The organism is Pseudactinotalea sp. (assembly GCF_048594945.1).
Lineage (GTDB): Bacteria > Actinomycetota > Actinomycetes > Actinomycetales > Beutenbergiaceae > Pseudactinotalea.
This window is the reverse complement of record NZ_JBMDXJ010000411.1, coordinates 1-10421: the sequence shown is the minus strand read 5'-3', so window position 1 is coordinate 10421 and position 10421 is coordinate 1. Positions and strand designations below refer to the sequence as shown.

Annotated in this window: 10 protein-coding genes; 6 read left to right on the top strand and 4 right to left on the bottom strand. The window is 71.5% G+C overall.

What is annotated here, in order from left to right; all coding sequences use genetic code 11:
* On the bottom strand, window positions 1-610 hold a 610-nt coding region (locus ACOJSN_RS18770; RefSeq protein ID WP_420114014.1), incomplete at its 3' end, for a DeoD-type purine-nucleoside phosphorylase.
* 20 nt (window positions 611-630) lie between these two features.
* Window positions 631-1014 carry a DUF2809 domain-containing protein gene (locus ACOJSN_RS18765; protein WP_420114013.1) on the bottom strand — a complete coding sequence of 128 codons (384 nt, stop codon included), beginning with the start codon at window positions 1012-1014 and terminating at the stop codon, window positions 631-633.
* Between the two features lie 103 nt (window positions 1015-1117).
* Between ACOJSN_RS18765 and ACOJSN_RS18760 the strand changes: the two genes are divergently transcribed.
* On the top strand, window positions 1118-1870 hold the full coding sequence (locus ACOJSN_RS18760; protein WP_420114012.1) for an SDR family NAD(P)-dependent oxidoreductase: 753 nt from the start codon (window positions 1118-1120) through the stop codon (window positions 1868-1870).
* An 18-nt stretch (window positions 1871-1888) separates the two neighbouring features.
* On the opposite strand, the gene ACOJSN_RS18755 is transcribed toward ACOJSN_RS18760, so the two are convergent.
* Complete coding sequence (locus tag ACOJSN_RS18755) at window positions 1889-3448, bottom strand: MFS transporter (protein ID WP_420114011.1); 1560 nt, start codon at window positions 3446-3448, stop codon at window positions 1889-1891.
* Window positions 3449-3569: 121 nt separating this feature from the next.
* Between ACOJSN_RS18755 and ACOJSN_RS18750 the strand changes: the two genes are divergently transcribed.
* Genes ACOJSN_RS18750 through ACOJSN_RS18740 form a run of 3 tightly spaced genes read left to right on the top strand, consistent with a single transcriptional unit; the run spans window position 3570 to window position 7902 of the window.
* Entirely contained in the window at window positions 3570-4124 is a 555-nt protein-coding gene (locus ACOJSN_RS18750) for a TetR/AcrR family transcriptional regulator (protein WP_420114010.1), read from the top strand.
* Window positions 4125-4183: 59 nt separating this feature from the next.
* Window positions 4184-4675 (top strand): MarR family winged helix-turn-helix transcriptional regulator, encoded by a 492-nt coding sequence (locus ACOJSN_RS18745; RefSeq protein ID WP_420114009.1) that lies wholly within the window; start codon window positions 4184-4186, stop codon window positions 4673-4675.
* 50 nt (window positions 4676-4725) lie between these two features.
* Entirely contained in the window at window positions 4726-7902 is a 3177-nt protein-coding gene (locus tag ACOJSN_RS18740; RefSeq protein ID WP_420114008.1) for an efflux RND transporter permease subunit, read from the top strand.
* Between the two features lie 3 nt (window positions 7903-7905).
* On the opposite strand, the gene ACOJSN_RS18735 is transcribed toward ACOJSN_RS18740, so the two are convergent.
* Complete coding sequence (locus tag ACOJSN_RS18735) at window positions 7906-8610, bottom strand: EF-Tu/IF-2/RF-3 family GTPase (RefSeq protein WP_420114007.1); 705 nt, start codon at window positions 8608-8610, stop codon at window positions 7906-7908.
* 80 nt (window positions 8611-8690) lie between these two features.
* Between ACOJSN_RS18735 and ACOJSN_RS18730 the strand changes: the two genes are divergently transcribed.
* Complete coding sequence (locus ACOJSN_RS18730) at window positions 8691-9914, top strand: LLM class flavin-dependent oxidoreductase (RefSeq protein ID WP_420114006.1); 1224 nt, start codon at window positions 8691-8693, stop codon at window positions 9912-9914.
* Between the two features lie 49 nt (window positions 9915-9963).
* The coding region (yaaA, locus tag ACOJSN_RS18725; protein ID WP_420114005.1) for a peroxide stress protein YaaA at window positions 9964-10421 on the top strand (458 nt) is incomplete at its 3' end.

Below are 10421 nucleotides of genomic sequence, written 5' to 3'. Positions count from 1 at the left end.
TGACGGTGAGCACCGTCAGCGCCTGTCCGCCTTCGGCTGCGGCGACCGCGTAGAGCGCGGCCGTCTCCATGTCGATCCCGAGGGTGCCGTGCTCGCGCAGAGCCTCGTTGACGCCCGGCCGCTCCAGATAGAAGTGGTCGGCGGAGTAGATCGGGCCGATGTGCACCGGCACGTACTGCCGCTCAGCCGCCACCACGGCCGCCCGCAGCATGGCGAATGAGGCCACCGGCGCGAACCGGACCCCCGGGATCCGGCCGTCGTTGATCGCGGAGTCTGTGTGCGCCGCCGAGGCGATGATCACCTCGCCCAGCTGCACCGCGTCGGCGTAGGCGCCCGAGGTGCCCACCCGCACGATCCGCTCGACGCCGTACTCGCGGAACAGCTCGGTCGCGTAGATCGTCATGCTCGGCATCCCCATGCCGGATCCCATCACCGTGACCGGCCGACCGTCGTAGCTGCCGGTGTAGGCCTCCATGCCACGGACCTCGTTCACGAGCACGGCGTCAGTCAGCAACGCGTGGGCGATCCGGCGCGCGCGACGCGGGTCGCCCGGCATGAGCACGAGCGGAGCGATGTCGCCTGGTTCGGCCTGGTTGTGCGGGGTGGGCATCGGTGACCTCCGGGACGAGCCTACGGCGTGGGCGTCGGCGGCCGAGGAACAGCCAGCATGAGCGTGGCGGCGGCACCGCCCACGATCAGGAGCACCAGGTCGAGGACGTCGAAGCTGCTGCCGAGCAGTAGCGCACTCGGCGGGAATGCCTCGGCCAGCCTCGCCGGAATCCCGGTGAGCTGGGAGATCTCGACGGCGCAGGCCAGTGCCGTACCGATGGCACCTGGCAGCAGCGCGCCTCGGCGCGGAAGGACCAGCGCGAGCAGCCCTACGGCGGCACCCGTGTACGCAAGCGTGCCCACGCCGTCGGTCCATCCGAGATACCGGAACGGCTGCACCGCCAGCCCGATCGCCACCGCAATCACGAGAACGACGGCGGCTCTCGCCCTGCTCGGTGACCTCACCCGAGCAGCCAAGCACCGCCGTCGGGCTGGTGGTGACCGCGGCGCTGACCACGCAACAGATCCACTGCCGACCTCCACACCTCCCCCACGTAGGGTGAGCGCCATGACGCGGGTGCTGATCACGGGCGCGAGTGCCGGCCTCGGCGCGGAGTACGCGCGGCAGCTGGCGGCGCGGGGTGACGATCTGGTGCTGGTGGCGCGCGACGGCGGCCGACTGGAGGCGCTCGCCGGCGACCTGCACGGCGTCGAGGTCGAGGTGCTGCCGGCCGATCTGCTCGACCCGGAGCAGATCGCGCGCGTCGAGGAGCGGCTGCGGGATCCCGAGAAGCCGGTCGACATGCTCATCAACAACGCGGGCTACGGGATGGGCCTGGCGTTCGAGCGCAACGACGTGGAGGACGAGGTCAAGCACCTGCGCCTGCACAACGAGGTGCCGCTCCGGCTGTCCCACGCCGCGCTGCCTGGAATGCTCGCCCGCGGCCACGGGCGGATCGTCAACATCGCGTCGGTCGCAGCGTTCACGCCGCGGTCCACCTACGGCGCGTGCAAGCGCTGGCTGGTGGACATCAGCCGCTGGATGTCAGGCGAGTACGGCACGCGCGGCGTCACCGCCACGGCGGTCTGCCCCGGTTACACGCACACCGAGTTCCACGCACGGCTGGGCCTGCCGCCCGGCCAGGAGGGCATCCCGGGGTGGATGTGGCTGGACGCCCCGGACGTGATCGCCGAGTCGCTGCGCGACATCGACCGCGGCAAGGCGCTCAGCGTGCCGTCACGCCGGTACAAGGCGATCGTGGCCCTGCTCAAGGTGGTCCCGGCCGGCGTGGCGGCCAGGGCAAGCGCGCGCGGTCGTTGAGCAGGCTGTGCCGCCCGCTCAGCGACCCCGCGGACGCAGGCCCCCCCACGCCACCAGCGCCGCGGCAACCATGAGCAACGCGCCGACGCCGGTGGTGATCCCGACGCCGGACTCGAACGCGGCACGCGCGCCCTCGGCGAGGGTCTCACCGAGCGCGATCGGGAGCTGGTCGGCCTCGTCGAGCGCGCCGGCGAGCGAGCCTCCGGCAGCCTCGCTCGCCTCACGGCTGAGACTGGTCGGCAGTACCAGGTGGGACCGGTAGAGCATCGTGACCAGACCACCGAGAACCGCCGTACCGAGCACCGCGCCGACCTCGTACGCCGTCTCCGACACCGCTGAGGCCGCACCGGCCCGCGCCGGCGGCGCCGACGCGATGATCAGGTCGTGGGAGAGGGTCTCGGCCACGCCGACGCCGATGCCGAGAAGCACGAACCCGGCACCCAACGCCGCCGCCGGGACATCGGCACCGATGAACGCGACCACGCCGTAGCCGACAGCCGACACCAGCAGCGCCACGGAGATCGCGGAGCGTGCCGTGAAGCGTCGGACCAGGCGCACGGCCGCGAAGCCCGCGCCCATCGCCACGACACCACCGGGCAAGAGCACCACCGCGGCCTGCAGCGGGCTCAGCTGCAGCACCAGTTGCAGGTGCTGCGAGGCCACGAACAGGAACCCCACCATCGCGGTCATGCTGATGAGGTTGACCAGCACCGAGTAGCGGAAGCCCGGGATGCGGAACAGTCCGACGTCGAGCATCGCCCCTCGATCTGGCCGTGCGGCGAGGGCACGCTGACGCCGCACGAACACGATCCCGGCGACGACACCGGCGACCGCCATGGTCAGGGGCAGCAGCCCGAGCCCGTGCACGGCGACCTCCTTGATCGCCAGCACCACGGGACCCATCGCCAACACCGAGAGCACCACGCTGAGCGCGTCCACGCGCCCCGGTGAGGGGTTCTTGGACTCCGGGATCAACCACAGCGCGAGCCCGAGCAGCGGAACCAGCACCGGCACCGCCATCAGGAACACCGACCCCCACCCGAACGCACTCAGCAGGATGCCGCCCAGCAGCGGGCCGAGCGCGGCACCAGCACTGAACGTCGCCGTCCAGACAGCGATCGCGAGGCGACGCTGAGCGTCGTCGAGGAACAACGAACGCAGGAGCGCGAGCGTGGCGGGCATCAACATCGCACCGAAGATCCCCATGCCGCCGCGCGCCGCGATCAGCCACGCCGCGCTCGGGGCGAAGGCGGCTGCCGCGGAGACCGCCGCGAAGCCAGTCGCTCCCAGCAGCAGCATCCGTCGCCGGCCAATCCGGTCGGCCACGGATCCCATGACCAGCAGCAGCGCAGCCAGCACCAGCGGGTAGATGTCCATCATCCAGAGCTGCTCGGTGGCACTCGGGTGCAGATCGGAGGCGATCGCCGGTAGCGCCAGCCCCAGCACCGTGTTGTCGACCGACACCAGCAGCACCGGCAGCATCAGGACCGCGAGCGCCGCCCAGGCGCGCGCGCCGGCGCGAACCGGCGGGACATCGGCCACCACGGGTGCGGCGACGTCGTCACTGTGCAGGCTCATGTCGCTCTCCTCATCTGAGACGCCCATTACTATACCGTCCGGCCGGTACAGTAATGGGCAGAGTCGTGGTGAGGTACGTCACCGGCAGCCAGCCCGGGCAGGGCTCTCATAGGGTGACGGGATGTCCCGCCCACCCGTCGCCCGCGAGAAGGTGCTCGCCGCCTTCGCGGCGATCGTGGCCGATGAGGGTGAGCAAGCAGCCACGATGGAAGCGGTCGCCGCCCGCGCCGGGGTCTCCAAGGGTGGACTGCTCTACCACTTCGGCTCGCGCGAGGCCCTGGTGGAAGGCCTGGTCGAGCGCCTCCTTGCCGACGGCGAGGCCGACGTCGCCGACATGCGTGCCGCCCCCGAGGGCGCGGTCGCGTACTACCTGTCCACCTCGGCCGACTCGCCGCGCGAGCTCAACGAGCTCTACGTCGCCGCGAGCCGCATCACTCAGACGGGCGCCGACAGCGCGCGACAGGCCCTCGCTCACATCGAGGCACAGTGGCTCCGCGCGCTCGAGGAAGCGGTCGGCGACGATCGACTGGCCCAGCTGCTCGCCGTGGTCGGCGATGGCCTCTATCTGCACGCGATTCGGGGCGACCAGCGCCGAGCGGTCGAGCTGTGGCGCACGATCGCGCCGGTGGTGACCTCGCTGCTCGACGCACGCAGGAGCGGCGGCGGGCCCGCCTGAGGTGTGCGGGCGATCGAGCTCTGCGGACGCTCGGGGCAGTGTCGCTACCCTGCGGTGTCATGACCGACCCCGAGCGGTCAGCGTTGCTCACCTCGATCGCTGACAACCAGCAGGCGATGGCGCTGGCCATGGTGGGCCACCGGCTGGAGCGGCTGCTGGAGACCCGGATGACGGCGGGGCGGCTGCATGCGCTCGTGGTGCTCGACGTGCACGGACCGCAGCCCGCCGGCGACCTCGCGCGGGCACTCGGGATCAGCGCGGCGACCGTGACCGGGCTGGTCGACGGGCTGGTCAGGGAGGAGCTGGCCGAGCGGCGGCCCGACCCCGCGGATGGGCGCTCTCGCGTGGTCCACGCCACCGAGGCCGGGATCGCCGCGTGGCGCGATGCCGTGCTCGGGCCGACAGCGATCGACGACGAGGTGCTCTCCCGCCTGAGCAGCGATGACCTGCGGCTCATCGCGCGCGCCACCGAGGTGATCCGGCAGGCGGTGACCGATGTCACCGATCGGGGATCGGATCCACCCGCCGAGACACCGATTGCTTCGGGTTAGCCTAAGGAACTGCTGCCCCGCCACCATCGCTCTCCCACGGAGATGAGCCCGTGCACTACCTCGCACGCTTCTCGCTCGCTCGCCGCGCGCTCACTGCCCTCATCACCCTCGCGATCGCCGCGCTCGGCGTGGTCAGCCTGACCTCGCTGCGGCAGGAGCTGATCCCTTCGATCAGCTTCCCGGCCGCCGTGGTCATCGGGACCGACCCGGGCGCCTCGCCCGAGGTGGTCGAGGACCGCGTGACGACCGTGCTCGAGGAGGCCGTGGCCGGCGTCGACGGCATCGAGGAGATGACCTCGACCTCGGCCAGCAACGTCTCCACCACCACGGTGATGTTCCAGTACGGCACCGATATGCCGACGGCACTGGCCGATCTGCGCTCGGCGCTCGACACCGCCTCCACGCAACTCCCCGAGGACGTCGACCCACAGGTCATCGCCGGCTCGATCGACGACCTCCCAGTGATTCAGCTCTCCGCGGCGGGCGCCGGGGACAACGACGATCTGGCGGGCGTGGTCGAGGACATCATCGTGCCCGAGCTCGAGGACATCCAGGGCGCCCGCTCGGTGACCGTCAGCGGACAGGCGGTCCGGGAGATCGCCGTCGACGTCGACATGGCCGCGATGACCGTCGCGGAGCTGAGCCCGCAGGACGTGCTCGACGTGCTGGACGACTTCGGTGTACGCATCCCCGCCGGCACCCTCACCGACGGTGAGGAGAGCCTGACCATCGAGACGGGCACACCGATCACGAGCGTCGAGGACCTGGCTGCGATCCCGCTCGGGACCGCCCCGGACGGCTCCGAGGTGACGTTGGGCGACATCGCCGAGGTGATCGACCAGGAGGCGGCGGTGACCTCGTTCTCGCGCCTCAACGGCGAGCCCTCGCTCTCCATCGCCATCACGAAGACCCCCGACGGCAACGTCGTGGAGGTCTCCGAGGCCGTGCAGCAGGTGATCGCCGACCTCGCCGAACGGCTCGACGCGCAGGGTGTCGAGGTGGCCGTGACCTTCGACCAGGCCCCCTTCATCACCGAGTCGATCGAGGGCCTCGCGACGGAAGGCATGCTCGGGCTGGTCTTCGCGGTCATCGTGATCCTGCTGTTCCTGCTGTCGCTGCGGTCCACCCTGGTCTCGGCGGTCTCGATCCCGTTGTCCCTGCTGACGGCGTTCATCGTCATGGAGGTCGTGGGCTACTCCCTCAACCTGCTGACGCTCGCCGCGCTCACGATCTCGATCGGGCGTGTGGTCGACGACGCGATCGTGGTCATCGAGAACATCAAGAGACACCTCTCGTACGGTTCCGACGGCACCGGCAGACGCACCATCATCCTGTCGGCGGTCAAGGAAGTCGCGGGCGCGATCACCTCCGCCACCATCGCGACCGTGGCGGTGTTCGCACCGATCGGGTTCGTCGGCGGCTTCGTGGGCGAGCTGTTCCGGCCGTTCGCGGTCACGGTGGCGATCGGCATGATGGCCTCGCTGTTCGTGTCGCTGACGATCATCCCGGTGCTCGCCTACTGGTTCCTCAAGGCGCCCGACTCGGCCGCCGACGTGGAGGCGGCCGCCGCAGCCCGGGAGAAGGCCGAGGCCAAGGAACGCCGGGGCCTGTGGCAGCGTGGCTATCTGCCGCTGCTGAAGGCGTCGCTGCGGCGCCCGGTGATCACGCTCGCTGTCGCGGTGGCGGTGCTCGCCGGCACCCTCGCGCTGGTGCCGCAGCTGCAGACCAACTTCCTCGGCAATTCCGGCCAGGACACGCTCACCGTGACGCAGGACTTCGAGCCCGGCACCTCGCTGGCGGCGCAGGACGACGCCGCACGTGAGGTGGAGGAGGCGCTCATGGCGATCGGCGCCGTGGAGACGGTCCAGACCTCGGTCGGCTCCGGCGGTGGGTTCGAGGCGTTCTTCGGCGGCAGCAGCAACTCCGCCAGCTTTGCCCTCACTCTGGATCACGACGCCGACGGCGAGGCCGCGGAGGCCGCGGTGCGCGACGCCGTCGCGCCGTTCGTCGAGGGCCGGGTCACCGGGATCAGCGTCGCCGGCGGGGACGCCGGCTTCGGCTCGACCACGGTGGACCTGGTGGTCACGTCCGACGAGATCGACACGCTCGCCGACGCCGGCCAGCTGGTCTACGACTCGGTGGTGGGCATGGACGGGATCGCCGAGATCAGCTCCTCTCTCGCGTCCGATCAGCCGGTGATCCAGGTGACGGTGGACCGCGAGGCCGCCGCAGCGGCCGGACTCACCGAGACCGCGGTCGCCGGGGCGGTGGCCGGGGCCATGACCGACGCCGAGGTCGGCACGATCGACATCGACGGAGATGAGGTCTCCGTGATCGCACGCTTCGCCGAGTCCCCGGCGAACCTCGACGAGCTCGCCGACCTCCCGCTGGTCGGGGGTCAGGTCACGCTGAGCGACGTGGCCACGATCGAGGTGGTCGAGACCGCGTCGGCGATCACCCGCACCGACGGTCGACGCACGGTGACGGTCTCGATCACCCCGAACATCGAGGACCTCGGCTCGCTGACCTCCGAGCTGAACGAGAAGGTGGACTCGCTCGAGCTGCCGGCGGGAACCGACGTCACGGTCGCCGGTGCCGCCGCCGACCAGGCCGACGCGTTCTCCGACCTCGGCCTCGCGCTCGTGCTGGCGATCGCCATCATCTACATCGTGCTGGTCGCCACCTTCAACTCGCTCGCGCAACCGCTGATCCTGCTGGTGTCGGTGCCGTTCGCCGCCACCGGTGCGCTGGTCGGCCTGCTGATCACCGACACGCCGTTGGGCGTGCCGGCACTGATCGGAGCGCTGATGCTCGTGGGCGTGGTCGTGTCCAACGCCATCGTGCTGATCGACCTCATCAACCAGTACCGCACGCAGGGTCGCCCGCTCGAGGAAGCCGTGGTGGAGGGTGCACGCAAGCGACTGCGCCCCATCGTGATGACGGCGGCCGCGACGATCTTCGCGCTGCTCCCGATGGCACTCGGCGTCACCGGCGGCGGCGCGTTCATCTCGCAGCCGCTGGCGATCGTGGTGATCGGCGGCCTCATCAGCTCCACGCTGCTGACTCTCGTGGTGGTGCCCGTCATCTACACGATGGGACAGCGCCGCACCGAGCGGCGCCGTCTGAAGGAGGCGGGCCCCGCCGTCGAGCAGGAATCGACCGAGGCGAGCAGCGAGCAGGACCGGCCGCGTGGGAAGCACGCGGCCGAGCCGGCCACCGCGGAGTGAGCCTCAGCGAGTGAGGACGTCGCCGCGCTGCAACTCGTCGCGGCCGATGCCGGCGAGCAGCAGGCCCACGTTCTCGCCGGCGCGGGCGACGTCGCTCATCTTCCGGAACATCTCGATCCCGGTCACCTCGACCTCGGCGAGCATCGCGCCGCCGCGCTGGACCACCACGGTCTGGCCGGTGTGCAGCTCGCCGGAGTCGATGCGCCCGGTCACGACCGTGCCACGGCCGGTGATCGTGAAGATGTCCTCCACGGTCATCGTGAACGCCCCGGTGGCCGGCATGACGCCGTAGGGCTGCGGCTCGGCGGCAGGTGCCGGCCCGAAGGAGCCTGCCGGCTGCACACCGGCCCCGCGCTCCTGCGCGCGGCGACGCTGCTGGGACCTGAGCACCACGAACAAGTGCACGCCCGCGAAGAGCGCGGCAACGACGACGATCGCGGTCGCGACCGTGGGATCCTCCGTGATCGGGAAGACGTACGCCAGCAGCAGCGCGACGACCAGCACCACGCCGTTGATCATGGCGGTGCGCACGATCGCGGTGGTGAACGCGGGATCGGCCTGGCTGGACGACCCGCTCGGCCGCTCCGGACCGCCTGGCTCGTCGTACGCACTGGGCTGCGGCCGGCCAGGCGGGACCTGCCCGGAACGTGTCTCGGGGACCGGCGTCTGGTGGGGGATGTTCGTCTCGCCGTCGGGAAAGAATGTCACGCAGCCGACGGTACCCGGACACACGGGACGACGCGCCGCGGACCTTGACTCCGGGCAGCGAGCCGACCACGATCGAAGGCGTGTCCGAAGCACCCCGTTTCGGCGTGCTCACACACGCCCTGCACCGGCCCGACCACGACGCCGCCATGCAGCTCGCCGCCGACATCGCGCTCGCCGAGCACGTGGATCGGCTCGGGTTCGACGAGATGTGGTGGACCGAGCGGCACAGCGGCGGATGGCAGATCATCGCCGATCCGCTGCTGATGGCCGCCCACGCGGCGGCGCGCACCCAGCGGGTCCGGCTGGGCGCCGTCGTTGACCCTGTGCGTCGCCACCCGGCAAACCTGGTCGACGGCGCAGCTCAGCTCGATCATCTGACCCGCGGTCGGTTCGTGCTCGGGTTGGGCGCCGACGTGATCGCGGCGGATGCGGCGGCGATCGGCTTGTCGCCTCAGGACGCGGAGCACACGATCGAGGAGACGGTCACGGCGGTTGCGGCGCTGCTGCGCGGAACACGGTCGCTGTCGGTCACACCGAAGCACGCACCGTGGATGCTGCGCGACCACACCCCGCACCTGCTGCCGCAGGGCCGGCTCGACGCACGCGTGGTCTCCTTCGGGCCCTCGGCCGCGCCGGAGCTGGCGGGGAGGTCCAGCCTCGGGCTCGTGAGCGCAGGGGCGACCGAGGTGGTGGGGCTCGGGCGTGAGGACCCGATGGCGCAGACCTGGCAGCGCGCCGAGACTGCCGCACGGGCCGCAGGTCGCTCGTGGCCGCGCGGTCGCATCGCCGTGACTGTGCCGATCCACCTCGCCGACACCGAGATCGAGGCGCGCCGGCAGGTGCGCCACGGGATCGTGCGCTGGGCAGAGTACGCGCGGACGTCGATGCCCGTGGCGGTCCCCGCCGGATCCGACGCGGACACGCTCGTGGACGGTCTGCACGATGCCGGACGCGCCGTGGTCGGCACCGCTGCGATGGCCGTGGCGCATCTCGAGCGGGTCCTTGACCACAGCCTGGGCGTGCACTCGGTGCGGGTGGAGCTGGTCGGCTGGGCCGGCGCAGCCGACACCCACGTCAGCCTGGAGCGGTTCGCCCGCGAGGTGGTGCCGCACCTGACCGGCGCCGCCCGCACCCGGCTCGCCGCCGCCGCTGCCGAGCCGCCCGGCGCCCGCCGCGTGGGTCGTCGCGCAGCAGGACCGCTACCGGTACATGGGCCAGCCCCGACCCCTGTCCGCGGTGTCACGCGTGTGCACGTGGAGCAGCCCACCCGCTCCCGCGGCCGCCACGCGGTGGACGAGGACTGACCGCCGGCCGCGTGGTTCGGCCGGCGGCCTCCCGCCGTAGGCTGGCGCGGTGCTGATCCTGTTGCCCCCGTCGGAGGGGAAGGCGCAGCGTGGGAGGGGGCGACCGCTCGACCTCTCGCGCCTGTCGTTTCCCGAGCTCGCCGATGCCCGCGACCGCGTGCTCGACGCCCTGACCACCAGCAGCGCTCTCCCGAACGCCGTCGCGCGCCTGACGGCGCCGGCGGGAGCCGCTGCGGAGGTGGAACGCAACGTACGGATCCGTGACATCGGCACGCTGCCGGCCGAGCGGCTCTACACCGGCGTGCTCTACGACGCGCTCGACGTGGCGTCGATGGAGACTGCGGCACGTCGCCGGGCGCGGCGGTGGATCGTGGTGACCTCCGCGCTGTTCGGGGCGGTGCACCTCGGCGACCCGCTGCCGCCGTACCGGCTGCCCATCTGCGCGAACCTCGAGGGACTCGCCGGCCCAGACCAGACAGCAGGGCTCGAGGCGTACTGGCGGCAGCA

Excerpts from the sequence above, each read along its gene's own strand:
- ACOJSN_RS18760 (WP_420114012.1), top strand. The coding sequence starts at position 1,118 with ATGACGCGGGTGCTGATCACGGGCGCGAGTGCCGGCCTCGGCGCGGAG.
- ACOJSN_RS18745 (WP_420114009.1), top strand. The coding sequence starts at position 4,184 with ATGACCGACCCCGAGCGGTCAGCGTTGCTCACCTCGATCGCTGACAAC.
- ACOJSN_RS18755 (WP_420114011.1), bottom strand. The coding sequence starts at position 3,448 with ATGAGCCTGCACAGTGACGACGTCGCCGCACCCGTGGTGGCCGATGTC.
- ACOJSN_RS18750 (WP_420114010.1), top strand. The coding sequence starts at position 3,570 with ATGTCCCGCCCACCCGTCGCCCGCGAGAAGGTGCTCGCCGCCTTCGCG.